The following is a 14,009-nucleotide window of genomic DNA, read 5'->3' as shown; positions in this document are numbered from 1 at the left end:
AATCCTTAAATAAAATCGGGTTTAGGTGCATTGGTATGGTGAATCACACCACCACCTAAACACACTTCGCCTGAATAGAATACGACACTTTGACCAGGAGTGACTGCGCGTTGTGGCTCATCAAATTCCACACGTACGCCGCCAGGCATGCTGTCATCATTGAAAATCACACAATCTTGATCATCTTGGCGATAGCGAGTGCGGCAAGTACAACGGAAGCCCGATGCTGGAATTTCTTGTTCACCTGCCACCCAATCAATTGCTTCGCTCCATAAAATAGTGCTTTGCATGAGTGGATGTTCATGACCTTGACCAATCACTAATCTATTATTTTCAATATCTTTATGCAGGACAAACCATGCTCCTTCGGCAACGCCTTTTAAGCCACCAATGCCAATCCCACCACGCTGACCGAGCGTATAGTACATTAAGCCGTGATGCTCACCAACCTCTTTGCCATTGTCTAAAACAATTTTTCCAGCTTGAGCAGGTAAATATTGTTTTAAGAAATCATTAAAGCGACGTTCGCCAATAAAGCAAATCCCTGTCGAGTCTTTTTTCTTGGCGGTGACTAAATCTAGTTCTTCGGCAATTTTTCGGACTTGCGGTTTTTCAATTTCACCCACTGGAAACAAGGTTTTGTTAATTTCACGACCATGTACGGCATGCAAGAAATAGGTTTGATCTTTATTTTTATCTAAACCACGTAACAGTGGAGCGTAGGCTTCGCCTTTGGAGTTGTACTGCGTTTCACCGCGACGTGCGTAGTGCCCTGTCGCAATAAAATCTGCACCCAAATTCATGGCATGATCTAAAAAGGCACGGAACTTAATTTCTTTATTGCATAAAATATCTGGGTTTGGCGTGCGTCCTGCCGCATATTCGGCAAGAAAATGCTCAAACACTCTGTCCCAATATTCCATGGCAAAGTTGGCTGTATGCAATTTAATGCCTAGCTTGTCACACACCGCTTGCGCATCGGCAAGGTCTTCCATTGCCGTACAATATTCTGTGCCGTCATCTTCTTCCCAGTTTTTCATGAAAAGCCCTTCAACCTGATAACCTTGTTGAAGTAGAAGTGCAGCAGAAACAGATGAATCAACACCACCTGACATACCGACGATGACACGTTGTTGCATAGGATTAGGCATCCAAATTAGAAATCAAGGGAGAATTTTGGTGCTCGTAAATGAGCGATAAAGGATAAGACTGACCACTGAGCGCATCTTGCACTGCTTTCATCACCAACGGACTTCGGGCACGTGCCGATTCAGCCAGTTCATCTGCAGACATCCACACAGTACCGATTATATCGGGATCAAGCTGGGCTTGAACATCGTGTTGCAGAGATTTGGCTAGAAAGCAGAAACGGTAATAGGTGCGGTCAGGAAACATGGGCGGAGTATAGCTATAAATACCAATTAATGCATTAATTTGAACTAGATGCCCGGTTTCTTCCATGGTTTCACGTACTGCGGCTTCAATTAAGCTTTCGCCTGCTTCAACATGCCCTGCAGGCTGATTGAACACGCTATGCGTCACACCCTCTGTATGTTCTTCAACAAACAGGAATTTTCCGTTTTTTTCGATAACGGTGGCGACAGTAACGTGAGCAGTCCAAGCAGTCATTGAAAAGCACCATGGTTAAAACGCATATTCTACAAAATTTAGGGGGATGTGGCTATGTTAATAGGGGATTATTGATAATTCCCCGCTACTTTTACATAGTGCCGTGCAGAATAAGCTAAAAACTCTTTTTCCTTGTCGGTTAAAGGGCGAACTTTTTGCACAGGACTACCCACGTACAAATAGCCACTTTCCAAACGCTTACGCGGTGGCACTAAAGACCCTGCGCCAATCATCACATCATCTTCAATAATGACATCATCCAAAACAATTGTATTGATGCCCAATAACACCCGATTGCCAATGGTGCAGCCGTGCAAAGTCACACCATGTCCAACTGTGACATCTTCGCCAATAATCAGTGGTGAACCTTCAGGTTTGTCGGCTTTTTTATGGCTAACATGCAGCATGGCATGATCTTGCACATTGGAATTTTGACCAATCCGAATATGATTGACATCACCACGAATCACGGCGAATGGCCAAACCGATACATTGGCAGCCAAATGCACATCACCTATCACAATTGACAATTCATCTACATAACAGCTTGCGTCAATTTTTGGAGTATGCTCTAAATAAGCACGCACATTTTTTTTCATAATGCACAAATCTTTAGCTTATAAATTGGGGATTAAGGACAGTATAAAATAAAAAAGCACACAGGCGGGCATGTGTGCTTTGCGCTTTAGTCTAAGGTATAAATCTTAGAATAAGTTGCTAAAGAATTGTTTGATATGGTCTAACATACGAGCAAAGAAACCAGCTTCTTCCACTTCTTGCAAAGCCACCAACGGTTTTTCAGCAATCACTTTACCATCTAAAGTCGCTACATATTTACCAATCACCTGACCTTTTTTCAAAGGTGCAGTCAATTTAGGTTGAACCACCAATTGGGTTTTTATTTGGTTGGCTTTGCCTTTTGGCATGGTCACGTTAAAGTTTTCTGGTAAACCAATTTGAGCTTCTTTGCTTTTACCGTACCATACTTTGGCTTTGGCCAAGACTTGGTTGGCAGGCTGTACACGAACAGTTTCGTAGTTTGCATAACCCCAAGCCAGTAATTCACGGGTTTGAGTTGCACGAGCCTGCATGGTAGGCGCACCAAAAATTACCGAAATTAAACGCATTGGGCCACGTTTAGCTGAAGTGGTTAAACAATAACCTGCTTCATTGGTGTGACCTGTTTTTAGACCATCTACGCTTGGGTCGGTATATAACAGGGCATTACGATTGCCTTGTTTAATTCCATTAAAAGAAAATTCTTTTTCAGAATAAATTGGGTAGTATTTTGAGCTGTCATGGATGATGTGCTGTGCCAAAGTCGCCATATCTTTTGCGGTAGAAAAGTGTCCTTCGGCAGGCATACCCGTAGAGTTCATAAACTGGGTGTTGCTCATGCCTATACGTTTGGCTTCTTCATTCATCATGTGAACGAACGTGCCTTCATTACCTGCAATGTGTTCAGCCATAGCTTTAGATGCATCGTTGCCCGATTGCACAATAATCCCGCGCAGCATTTCAAGTACGGTTGCAGTGCCGTTTAAAGGAACATACATACATGATTCTGTGCTGCTGCCACGACACCATGCAGACTCATTCATGCGGACTTGTTCATCTTCCGTGAGTTCGCCTTTTAATAACTTTTGTTCAATGATGAAACTGGTCATCATTTTGGTCATTGAGGCAGGGGCGAGTTTTTCGTTTTCATTTTTTGAAGCTAAAATTTGTCCCGTCTCATAATCCATCAAAACGTATGATTTGTTATTGAGTTCTGGTGGCGTAGCTAAGACAGTTGCTGCATAAGAAAAGCTTGGTAATAGTAATAATGCAGCAAGGGCGCTTTTTGGGGTCATTCTAAGAGGTTCCAATACTTGAGGTATGCACAAAAGAGCTAGCATTTTAGGGCAAAGCTCAGCCGACTTCTATGGGAGAAATCGGCTTATTGATAAAAGTATTGTAACCAAATTGTATTATCGGCTATATGCTGTCAATTCTTGGCAAATTGCTTGGTTTTTGGCTGTTCCCGCAGCTTTGGCATCAGCACGGGCTTCTTTTAACATTGGTTGGAAGCTTTTTTGTTTGCTGAGTTTGTTTAAGGCAGCAACAGCATCTTTTTCTTTAGGCATATATTCTTGGGCAAGTTTTGCATAACCCTGATGAAATTGATTTTGTTCTTTGACTAGCGAAGGGCAAACCTCAGATAACACGTAAATAGCTGCCAATTCTTGCTGAGTCACTTGTTGTAATGGTGTCACTTCAATATTTTCTTCTTGCGCAATTGCGGTTTGACTTAAACCCAAACTGAGCGCAACTGCGCCAAAAAAATGAATTGCACGTGAATTTTTTAAGCCAGAAAATTGCATATAAAATACCTTAAATATGGTTTGAACAGAATCTTGAGATTCATTTAAGTGCTTATAAGATGATTCATTTATTTCAGAATTGAAAGAGTGAAAATGTATTAAAGCTGTGTGATCTGAGCGCAATTCATGTATTAAATGTGAAGATTGAGGTCTGAAATTTGAAATTTTGTGGCTTGATATCAGGTGTAAATGAGGGGTGGATAAATATCCGATATAAAACTAAGCATAAAATTTAAGGCAAACGCTGAGCGTTTGCCTTAAAAGGTGAACATGCAAATTATTTACAGGCCCAAAATAGTATTTAAATCATGTGATTTAAAGTGCCAATTCTAAAGCTTCCTGACACACCACTTTTTGCTCTTCTTTGGCTGTATCTTTTGCTGCTTCACGCGCTTCTGCTAAAACTGTTTGATATTCTGCATCGGCTTGTAGTTTGGCAAGCGTCATGTTGGATTCAGAATAGTCTTGTAGATACGTTTGAATCAGTGCTTGAATGTTGGCATCTAATTTTGCATTTTTGCCAATCAATGCAGGACACATTTCAGTCATGACTTGTGCTGCGGCAACATCTTCTTTCACAATCGTATTGGCTTCTTCAGCCGTTAGATCACTGGCAACAACAGCTTGAGTCATTACAACAGCAAAACCTAGACCCAATAAACGACGAAATGGTAAAGCTAAAATCATGAGAATCACATATATTTTTGGGTGGATGTTAAGCGCTAAATATATATAATCTTTTGTATATTTCAATGAAATGTGCTGATCAGTCATTTTGTTGTCGTATGCTTATGAAATGTGCTTAGGCATAAGACAATCATAAACAACTTTAAGATTGAAACGACATTGCTATATTTTCGTAAATAACCTTTATATTTGTTTTATTTGAGATTTTTCTGTGAATATTTTAATAGCCAATGATGATGGCGTGTTTGCACCCGGTATTCAAGCTTTGGCGCAAGCCCTAAAACCTTTGGGTCGTGTGGTGATTGTCGCACCCGAAAGTGAACGCAGTGGTTTTTCGAGTGCACTGACTTTAGACAGACCATTACGCCCTGTGCAAATTTCTGAAGATGTTTGGGCAGTCAATGGCACACCTGCAGACTGTGTCTATTTGTCGATGAATGGATTGTTCGATTTTGAGTTTGATTTAGTGGTCAGCGGCATTAACAGTGGTGCAAATCTGGGGGATGATGTGCTCTACTCAGGCACAGTTGGTGCGGCTTTTGAAGGACGTTTGATGAAACAGCCTGCGATTGCGGTATCACTTGCAGGGCATAATGTACGTGCTTATCAGCATCCTCAAGATTATATGCAGGCAGCGCAGTGGGTGCATGACTTTATTGCTCAAGGTTTGCCAAGTTTACCAGCTCGTCATATTTTTAATGTGAATATTCCAGATGTGCCTGTTTTGCAGGGCACAAAAGTAACGTATCAAGGGCAACGCACCCAGTCCAAACCTATTACCAGTCAGGTCGATCCGCGTGGACGTCAAGTGTATTGGATTGGTTTATCGGGCGAGGCAGTGGCTGCACCGAAAAAAGGCTTAACAGAAATTGAGTCCGATTTTTTTGCGGTAGCGAATGGCTATGTCAGCGTGACGCCAATTCAGATGGACGCCACTAATTATGACGTTTTGCAATCATTGCACAGTCAATTTCCCCCAATTGGCTAACTAATGTTATAACTTTGTGAAAAAGTAGCTTGTAAGCCTCATTTCAAGGACTTTTTTGCTACTCTAAGCGCAATAGAAAGTATTTAGAATTTGTAGAGAGGAAAGAATGCCCGTGGTGTTTCAATATCGTTTATTTAGCACACCAACAGGATTGTTGAAAACCTTAGTTTTATCCAGTGCTATTATTGCTACCATTGTGTTGAGTGGTTGTGCCTCTAAACCTCAAGTAAATAATTCTGCACGTTTTGCCACAGCGCCGAATTTTTATACTGTACGTTCGGGTGATACTTTAAGTGGTATTGCCGCGCGTTATGGTTTGAGCTACCTCAGCATTGCAGAGATGAACGATATTGCACCGCCGTATCGTATTTATGTCGGGCAGTCTATTCGCCTGAAAAGCGGTAATGCACCACGTACCACAACCACACGCCCTGTAACGCAGGCCGCACCAATTCAGCGTCAAACAGTCACTTTGCCGACGACTCCTGTAACACCTGCACCGGTAACATCGACTACCACCACAACCAGCAGCTCAACGACACCAAGTACACCTGTGCGTAGCAGCACATTACGTTGGGTGAAACCATCGCAAGGTGCGATCATTGAGCATTTTAATTTAGCAACTAATGTTAAAGGTATTCGTTACGGTGGCAATGTCGGTGATCCAATTTATGCCGCTGCCGATGGCCAAGTGGTTTATGCAGCCGATGGTCTGAAAGAATATGGTAATTTAGTTTTAATTAAACATGTTGATGGTTACATTACTGCTTATGCGCATAACAGTAAGATGAATGTGAGCAGTGGTCAGAATGTGACTGCAGGTCAAAAAATTGCCGAAATGGGTTCTTCAGGTGCAACACGTACCATGTTGGAGTTTCAGGTACGTCTAGATGGCAAGCCAATTAATCCGACTCAGGTTTTACCAATAAATTAAATTTCACGAATACAAACTATAAATTTCACCTTATAATATAATAAGTTGCTTTTATCTATAGATGAAGGCAACGATTATAATTTTTAGAGGGAATTGATGTTAGATCAACTACGAGCAATGGGTCTATTTGCTTGTGTTGTTGAAAAACACCTTTAGCGGTGCTAGGGATCACCACCAGTGCTGTCAGTCAATAAATCCGTTCACTAGAGCAAGATATACAGTCAGACTTCTGCATCGTTCTACTAGAAAACTGAATTTGACTGAAGTAGGACAAGTTTTTTTACCCAGTTGTCAAGAAATGCTTGCTGCTGAGCGTGGTAAAATACGCATTAATGAATTTAGAGATGATTTGGTGGGTGATTTAAGCATTGCCACCACGTCAGAATTAGGCGCGAATCATGTGATTGCCGTACTTTCTCCTTAGCTATCTGCCCATCGAGGCATATTAATTGAACGTTGATAATGTGCTTGATCGATGAGTTAACAAAAAGCCGCAGTTTAATTGCGGCTTTTTTAGCAATTCATTTAGCCAAGAATTTTTTAATCATTGTTACAAGGCGTTCAATCAGTTGATCTGCCTGAGCCTGTGTAATGTTTAATGTTGGCAATAAACGCACCACAGAACCTGCAGTTACGTTAATAATCATTTTGTATTCGTCACGGGCAATATCGACCAATTCTGCACATGGTTTTGGTAATTCAATACCAATCATCAAGCCAAAACCACGCACGCTTACATTTTGGTCTGCTAATTGCTGACGCAATTGCTCCACAATATAGCCACCCATTTTTGCTGCATTTTCTACTAGGTTTTCTTTCTGGATGGTGTCAATCACGGTATAAACGACACGTGAACCAAGCGCAGTACCGCTATAAGTAGAACCATGATTTCCTGCAGTAAGAACGCCTACACCGCGACCTTGCGTCATCACCGCACCAATTGGAAAACCGTTGCCCAAACCTTTGGCGGTGGTCAGTACGTCAGGCACAATATTGGTGTGCTGATAAGCAAAGAATTTACCTGTACGACCATTTCCTGTTTGTACTTCATCCAGCATCATCAGCCAGTTGTGTTGATTACAAATACGACGGATATCTTCTAGGTAGCTAAAACCTTGTGGAGCAGTATTCACACCGCCTTCGCCCTGAATCGGCTCGACTAAAATAGCCACAATATCAGGATGCTGAATCGCAGCTTCTTCAATGGCTTCGACATCACCAAAAGGCACACGAATAAAACCTTCAACCAAAGGTGCAAAACCTTCCTGAACTTTTTTATTGCCTGTTGCAGAGAGGGTTGCCAAGGTACGACCATGGAAAGAATGATCGGCCACAATAATTTTAGGATTGGCAACGCCTTGCATGTGACCAAACTTACGTGCAATTTTAATTGCACCCTCGTTAGATTCTGCACCACTGTTTGAGAAGAACACTTCTTCCATGCCTGCAACTTGAGCCAGTTTTTGTGCAGCAGCAGTTTGCCATGGCACTTCAAACAAGTTACTGGTGTGAATTAAAGTCGCCGCTTGATCGGCAATTGCTTCGGTAATTGCAGGGTGTGCGTGACCTAAACCACATACAGCAATGCCTGTAAGTGCATCTAAGTATTCTGTGCCATTTTCAGTATAAAGATAAGAACCTCGACCGCGGACAAAGCTGATCGGCTGACGGCCAAATACAGGCATCAAATGTGATGGTTGATCAGTTTGCACAGGAGCAAGGGTAATGTTATTCATGACTAACTCTTATCTGTTAGGTTGGAGGAAAAAACTTATATAAGCAAAATCTACTGCAGATGGAAAGCTTAATTGTAAATAAAATTGGATTTATTGCTTTAGACGTACTGTTTTGCTCGGTTTTGGGTATAATGCCACACAGATGAGTTGAGGATTTACCAATGACTGAACAAGTACGTGATACCGAAGCGTTAATTCGTGAACAAATTGCTAAACATGCTGTTCTTCTTTATATGAAAGGCACACCACAATTTCCACAATGCGGTTTTTCTGCGCGCGCAGTAGAAGCACTCAGTCAAATTGGTCGTCCTTTTGCCTATGTGAATATCTTAGAAAACCAAGATATTCGTACCACTTTGCCAAAAATTGCGAACTGGCCAACGTTCCCACAATTGTGGATTAATGGCGAGCTGATTGGTGGTAGCGATATTATGTTGGATATGTTCCAAAAAGGTGAGTTAAAACCTTTGGTAGAGCAATATAGCCCAGCACCTGAAGCTTAAAAGTATTGGAGTTGGGTCAAATCAGACCCAAGTCATCCATACAAAAGTTGATATAAAAAAAGCGCCTTGGCGCTTTTTTTTATATCTGGAATGAGCTTGAATAACTGACTCGAATCACTACGCTTAGTCTGCTACAGAACTTTCTGTTGTAAGTTCAGTTGTTTCAGCTGACTCGGCAGGGACTTCATCCGAAGGTGCTGCATTAGATGGTTCAGCCGTTTTCTGTTTTTTTTTGGCTTTTTGTGCTTTGTCCTTTTCTTTCTTGGACTTTTTCTTTTTCTTCGGCTCTTCTTCAATTTCTGCACCATCTTCAATGGCTTGCCAATACTCAAGTTGTTCCATGACTGCAGCGTAAATTGAACCTTTGCTGTAACGTCCTTTTTTAGTGAGTTTACCCACAGGACGCGCCATTAAAATTTCTAAGGCTTGGTCAATGGTATCAATGGCGTGAATGTGGAATTGACCTTGTTCTACGGCTTCAATCACATCTTTACGCAACATGAGGTGCTGCATATTTTGACGTGGAATAATTACACCTTGCTTACCCGTTAAACCTTGCAGTTTACAGGCATCAAAGAACCCTTCAATTTTTGCGTTCACGCCACCAATGGGCTGTACCTGACCAAGTTGATTCATTGAACCTGTAATGGCCCAAGATTGATCAATAGGTAACTGGCTGATTGCAGAAATCAAAGCCGAAAGCTCAGCCACCGTTGCGCTGTCACCATCAACTTGACCATAACTTTGCTCAAAGGCGAGGGCAGCAGAAAAATGCAAAATTTGTTCACGGCCAAAATGTGCTTTAAGGAAACTGGCCATTAACAATACGCCTTTGGCATGTAAAGAACCGCCTAGTTCTACACTGCGTTCAATATCTAAAATATCGCCACCGCCTTGGTAGACTGAGGCGGTTAAGCGCGAAGGCAAGCCAAATTCGACATCGGCATAGTGAATCACTGACAAGGCGTTAATTTGCCCTAAACGATGCCCACGTGTTTCGATTAACTGCGTACCGCGTGATAAATCTTGCCAGTACAGCTCTCTTAAATAGCCTAAGCGATATTTACGATGATCGAGCGCAGTATTGATATGTTGTTCGGAAACAGTTTTATCACCTGCCTGTGCTGCATGGTGATGCGATTCACGAATTAAATCACCCAAGGTGAGGGCATGTAAGGAAAGTGAGCTTTGATCTTCAGCTTGACGGCTTGAGTCAGTAAGTAATGCTGCCAAAGCAGAACGGTCAAATGGCAATAATTTGTCAGATTGCACATAGTCGGCAATCAGTTGCATATACGCTTGCTCGTTTTCGTCATTACGTTGTAATGTATCGGTAAAATCGGCACGGATTTTAAAAACGCTGCCCAGTTCGGGTTCTAACTCTAAAATTTCATAATAAATTTCAGGTTCTGCCAGTAAAATCACTTTAATATTCAGTGGAATGGCTTGCGGTTCAATGGAAATGCTACCTGTTAAGGTCAGCATGTGCTCCAATGATGAAAGTTTCAATTGTCCTGACTTTAAGGCGCGTTTCAGTCCTWGCCAAGCATAAGGCTGTTCCAGTAATTGTTCTGCTTCGAGCATCAAAAAGCCGCCATTGGCTTTGTGTAAGCTGCCAGCACGAATTAAGGTAAAGTCAGTGGTGATGGTGCCATTTTGCGTGAGTTGTTCCACATGCCCCAATAAATTGTAATGGGTTGGAAAATCTTCAAAAATAACAGGTACGCCGCTGTTAGGTTTGTGCGTCACAATAATATTAGCTTGATAGCGTGCAGGAATACGACTAAATGTGCCAGGACGAAAATCATCTTCTTCCTGTTCTAAAACAAATTCGACATTATTTATGATGTCTTCGGCATAATATTGTAAATATTCAGTCAAACCTTCGACGCTAGGGTATTTATTTTCAATAATATCAACACGTGGCATCACCACTTGTTTGGCAATATCACGGTTCAAGTCTTGCACTTTGTCACGTGCATCATCTTCTAAATCGCCCAAATGCAAACCCAAACGCTCGAGTTTTTTATTCATATAACGAATATTGGACGCAATTTCTGCACGGGTTTTGCTGTCTAAAGCATTAATATCTTCCTTAGACATTTCTTGCATTTTGTCATTTTTCAGATGCACGGGTACAAAGCAATGTTCATCTTCCTGCGCAATCAGTTTTAAATCGAGTTCTTCACCTTCACTGGTCAGCTCAATTAAGGCTTGTTGCTGTTCATCACCCGCTTGTTGACGAATCATTTCAATGCGGTTGTGATAGGTTTCTGCTGTAAAACGACGTTCAAGTTGCTTTAAAATAGTTTGCCAAGTTTGATGTAACAAGCTTTGGAATTTAGGCGCTTGACCTGCAGGCAATTGTAAGGCAATCGGTTGGCGCGGGTGTTTGAAGTTATTGACATAAACCCAGTCATTTGGAGTCGGCATGCTCTTAGCATGTTGCTGTAGCAAACGCTTGATCATGGTGCGTTTGCCTAATCCTGCTGTACCCACTGCAAAAATATTATAGCCAGAATATGGCAGGGAAATACCTGCTTCCACTGAAGCACGTGCCCGATCTTGTCCTAAAAAATTATTCAGCGGTTTAATTCGTCGGGTCGAAGCGGGAATGTTATCGTAATTTGGAATATGGGTGAGTTGTGTTGCTGTGAGTCGCGTATTTTCTAATGTGGTTTGTATTTCGCTTTGTTCAAAGGCAGAGCTGAGAAGCGGTTGTTGTGCGTCTGGCACTGCTGTTGTTGTGCTGGTTGTCATTGATGGGGTGATTTGATCAAGTCTTTGGGTCACTGTAGAAATCCAAAACGAAATAGTGCAGTTAGAAGTTTAAAGGTATACAGGTTTAAGCGGAAAATTCAAGCAAAGCCGTAATTTTTACTACATAATGATAAGGCTATGGTGGATAATTTCATAAATACTGTTGAAACAGAAGCTATTCCGCGATTGAATAACAACACTTTGACTTGATAGAAAATAATAATCGAATGACCACACAACAGACTGAGCAAACTTCAGCACAAAACACAGGGTGGAAAGCGGCATTTACGACATTTTTAGACCGTCGTGCGCTAATTATGCTGTTTTTGGGCTTCTCTGCAGGTATTCCAATTTTACTGATTTTTTCCAGTCTATCCTTATGGTTGGGCGAAGCAGGTATTGATAAAAGTGCAGTGACCTTCTTTAGCTGGGCCGCTTTGGGTTATTCCTTTAAATTTGTTTGGGCGCCATTAATTGATGAATTGCCTGTACCGTATTTAACTAAAAAACTGGGGCGTCGTCGGGCATGGCTTCTCATTGCCCAATGTTTAATTGTCTGTGCAATTGCCGTGATGGCATTTTCTGACCCTGCGTTGGGACAGTCACATTTATATCAAATGGCATTTGGAGCAGTATTACTGGGTTTTTCTGCTGCTACGCAAGATATTGTGATTGATGCATACCGTATTGAATTGGCTGAAACTCAAATGCAAACCGTATTGGCATCGACCTATAACGCGGGCTATCGCATTGGGATGATTGTCGCGGGGGCAGGTGCTTTATTTTTGGCAGCATCATTAGGTACAGCCAAAGGCAACTATATTTATAGTGCATGGAAAATGACTTATTTGGCGATGGCTTCGGTGATGCTGATTGGCATTATCACGACTCTGGTGATTCGTGAACCACAAGTCAATCGGGTCAACAAGCATTATCAACGACGTGACTATTTCCGTCTAGTTGCAGTGTTTTTTGTTGCGGTACTAAGTTTTGTGTTCTGCTATGTTTTTTCGGGTAATTTAACCGAAACCTTAAAACAACAATTACAACTCAAAGATGCATTTTTATTATTTTCGATAGAAGCTTTACGATTTATTGCATCGGGTGCAGCGGCTGTAGGTATGGGCACAATTTTGGTCAAATTGGGCGCAGTCAATAAACAGATGGCATTTGAAACATGGGTGCATCCTGTCGCAGATTTTTTTAAACGCTACGGCATGAAACTGGCACTGGTGTTACTACTCTTAATTGGTTTTTATCGAGTTTCAGACATTATTGCAGGTGTAATTTCTAATGTGTTCTATCAGGATCTAAACTTTAGCAAAGAACAAATTGCCGAAGCGGTTAAGGTTTATGGGGTTATTTTTAGCTTGGTGGGTGGCTTCTTGGGTGGCTTACTGGCACAGCGCATGAACATTATGAAATTAATGTTTGTCGGTGCAGTGTTGGCATCATCCACTAATCTTATTTTTATTGGTCTGGTGAAGTCAGGACAGCAACTGAGCGATGTGCAAGTTTATGTGGGGCAGCAACAATATCAAACCCAAGCCGATGAAGTTGGATATTGGAAAGTGGCTGTGCCTAGTCAGGTTTTAGCAACGCAGGATGAAATTCAGGTGCGTGCACAATACCAAACGGGCGATATGCCGTCACGTTTAGTGGCGATGCCGTATTTGCATCAAACTGAGGCCGAAACTGCGCAACTTCAGTTTTTACCACTGACGTCGGATAATCGTATTAGCGCAAATGAAACCAGTAACAGTATTGTCGTACGTGGGCAATATGCAGGGCCTGCCTTAACCGAACAGCAAAAAATTGTACTACAACTAGATGGGCAAAGTTTTGATGCAAAACTGGATGCGCAAGGGATTTTTACTGCAGCGATTGCAGGACAGCTTTTAGCAGACTCACCAAGCAAACAACTACAAGTCGTACTGTGGAATGGGCAGCAAATAATACAGCAACAGAGTCAAACCTATCAGGTCGACTTAAGCACTCATGAAGCCAATGCTTTAGATGTAGATATTCAACCTTTGCCGATCGTTCAATCATCTTCAAACAATATGGTTGAAATTCAGGGCAAGGTGATTAAACCATATAGTACAGCATGGTTATATTTTGCCATTATTGTCGATAACTTGGCTTCAGGTTTGGCAGGTGCAGCTTTTATTGCTTTTTTATCGAGTTTAACCAGTGTATCATTTACTGCAGTGCAATATGCAATTTTTAGCTCACTTATGACCCTGACCCCTAAGATTTTAGGCGGTTATTCGGGTACTATAGTGACGAATATTGGCTATCCGAACTTTTTCCTTATGACCACTTTAATTGGAATACCTATTCTAATTTTAGTGGTGTGGGTAGCGAAACTGTTGGGTGAGCATCAACGTACAAGCAAAACCGATTGAA

General features: G+C 41.8%; 12 protein-coding genes and 1 pseudogene. 5 read left to right on the top strand and 8 right to left on the bottom strand.

What is annotated here, in order from left to right; genetic code table 11:
• Window positions 1–5 precede the first annotated feature (5 nt).
• From mnmA to BJN41_RS02760, 6 genes are all read right to left on the bottom strand, one after another.
• Window positions 6–1,139, bottom strand: coding sequence for a tRNA 2-thiouridine(34) synthase MnmA (mnmA, locus tag BJN41_RS02785; RefSeq protein WP_070153066.1), 1,134 nt, complete (start codon window positions 1,137–1,139; stop codon window positions 6–8).
• A gap of 4 nt (window positions 1,140–1,143) precedes the next feature.
• Complete coding sequence (locus BJN41_RS02780; protein ID WP_070153063.1) at window positions 1,144–1,629, bottom strand: NUDIX hydrolase; 486 nt, start codon at window positions 1,627–1,629, stop codon at window positions 1,144–1,146.
• A gap of 68 nt (window positions 1,630–1,697) precedes the next feature.
• Window positions 1,698–2,228 carry a gamma carbonic anhydrase family protein gene (locus BJN41_RS02775; protein ID WP_070153060.1) on the bottom strand — a complete coding sequence of 177 codons (531 nt, stop codon included), beginning with the start codon at window positions 2,226–2,228 and terminating at the stop codon, window positions 1,698–1,700.
• A 105-nt stretch (window positions 2,229–2,333) separates the two neighbouring features.
• Window positions 2,334–3,482: a D-alanyl-D-alanine carboxypeptidase PBP5/6 gene (dacC, locus tag BJN41_RS02770; RefSeq protein WP_070153057.1), complete on the bottom strand. Its 1,149-nt coding sequence runs from the start codon at window positions 3,480–3,482 to the stop codon at window positions 2,334–2,336.
• A gap of 117 nt (window positions 3,483–3,599) precedes the next feature.
• The gene (locus BJN41_RS02765; RefSeq protein WP_070153053.1) at window positions 3,600–3,992 is read right to left on the bottom strand and encodes an MCR_0457 family protein; all 393 of its coding nucleotides are present in this window, start codon (window positions 3,990–3,992) and stop codon (window positions 3,600–3,602) included.
• 315 nt (window positions 3,993–4,307) lie between these two features.
• Complete coding sequence (locus tag BJN41_RS02760; RefSeq protein WP_026438185.1) at window positions 4,308–4,679, bottom strand: MCR_0457 family protein; 372 nt, start codon at window positions 4,677–4,679, stop codon at window positions 4,308–4,310.
• Window positions 4,680–4,890: 211 nt separating this feature from the next.
• Here BJN41_RS02760 and surE point away from each other — a divergent pair, with 211 nt between their 5' ends.
• From surE to BJN41_RS02745, 3 genes and pseudogenes are all read left to right on the top strand, one after another.
• Entirely contained in the window at window positions 4,891–5,667 is a 777-nt protein-coding gene (gene surE, locus BJN41_RS02755) for a 5'/3'-nucleotidase SurE (RefSeq protein ID WP_019837651.1), read from the top strand.
• 106 nt (window positions 5,668–5,773) lie between these two features.
• Complete coding sequence (locus BJN41_RS02750) at window positions 5,774–6,601, top strand: peptidoglycan DD-metalloendopeptidase family protein (RefSeq protein WP_070153050.1); 828 nt, start codon at window positions 5,774–5,776, stop codon at window positions 6,599–6,601.
• Window positions 6,602–6,697: 96 nt separating this feature from the next.
• Window positions 6,698–7,022, top strand: a pseudogene (locus BJN41_RS02745) (LysR family transcriptional regulator); the annotation flags it as partial.
• 100 nt (window positions 7,023–7,122) lie between these two features.
• Here BJN41_RS02745 and BJN41_RS02740 read toward each other — a convergent pair.
• On the bottom strand, window positions 7,123–8,337 hold the full coding sequence (locus BJN41_RS02740; protein WP_070153047.1) for an aspartate aminotransferase family protein: 1,215 nt from the start codon (window positions 8,335–8,337) through the stop codon (window positions 7,123–7,125).
• A 161-nt stretch (window positions 8,338–8,498) separates the two neighbouring features.
• Between BJN41_RS02740 and grxD the strand changes: the two genes are divergently transcribed.
• The gene (gene grxD / locus BJN41_RS02735) at window positions 8,499–8,840 is read left to right on the top strand and encodes a Grx4 family monothiol glutaredoxin (RefSeq protein ID WP_019837647.1); all 342 of its coding nucleotides are present in this window, start codon (window positions 8,499–8,501) and stop codon (window positions 8,838–8,840) included.
• 123 nt (window positions 8,841–8,963) lie between these two features.
• Here the strand turns inward: grxD and BJN41_RS02730 are convergent, their stop codons facing one another.
• Window positions 8,964–11,633: a Lon protease family protein gene (locus BJN41_RS02730; RefSeq protein ID WP_070153044.1), complete on the bottom strand. Its 2,670-nt coding sequence runs from the start codon at window positions 11,631–11,633 to the stop codon at window positions 8,964–8,966.
• A gap of 194 nt (window positions 11,634–11,827) precedes the next feature.
• Between BJN41_RS02730 and BJN41_RS02725 the strand changes: the two genes are divergently transcribed.
• On the top strand, window positions 11,828–14,008 hold the full coding sequence (locus BJN41_RS02725; protein ID WP_070153041.1) for an AmpG family muropeptide MFS transporter: 2,181 nt from the start codon (window positions 11,828–11,830) through the stop codon (window positions 14,006–14,008).
• Window position 14,009 lies beyond the last annotated feature (1 nt).

The sequence above is a fragment of the Acinetobacter towneri genome (assembly GCF_001758345.1).
In the GTDB taxonomy this organism is placed as follows: domain Bacteria; phylum Pseudomonadota; class Gammaproteobacteria; order Pseudomonadales; family Moraxellaceae; genus Acinetobacter; species Acinetobacter towneri_A.
Note: the sequence above shows the minus strand (reverse complement) of the source record. Positions and strands in the feature narration are given on the sequence as shown.

Coding starts and splice junctions, on each gene's coding strand:
- mnmA (WP_070153066.1), bottom strand. CDS start 1,139: ATGCAACAACGTGTCATCGTCGGTATGTCAGGTGGTGTTGATTCATCT.
- BJN41_RS02775 (WP_070153060.1), bottom strand. CDS start 2,228: ATGAAAAAAAATGTGCGTGCTTATTTAGAGCATACTCCAAAAATTGAC.
- BJN41_RS02760 (WP_026438185.1), bottom strand. CDS start 4,679: ATGATTTTAGCTTTACCATTTCGTCGTTTATTGGGTCTAGGTTTTGCT.
- BJN41_RS02740 (WP_070153047.1), bottom strand. CDS start 8,337: ATGAATAACATTACCCTTGCTCCTGTGCAAACTGATCAACCATCACAT.
- BJN41_RS02780 (WP_070153063.1), bottom strand. CDS start 1,629: ATGACTGCTTGGACTGCTCACGTTACTGTCGCCACCGTTATCGAAAAA.
- dacC (WP_070153057.1), bottom strand. CDS start 3,482: ATGACCCCAAAAAGCGCCCTTGCTGCATTATTACTATTACCAAGCTTT.
- BJN41_RS02765 (WP_070153053.1), bottom strand. CDS start 3,992: ATGCAATTTTCTGGCTTAAAAAATTCACGTGCAATTCATTTTTTTGGC.
- BJN41_RS02750 (WP_070153050.1), top strand. CDS start 5,774: ATGCCCGTGGTGTTTCAATATCGTTTATTTAGCACACCAACAGGATTG.
- grxD (WP_019837647.1), top strand. CDS start 8,499: ATGACTGAACAAGTACGTGATACCGAAGCGTTAATTCGTGAACAAATT.
- BJN41_RS02725 (WP_070153041.1), top strand. CDS start 11,828: ATGACCACACAACAGACTGAGCAAACTTCAGCACAAAACACAGGGTGG.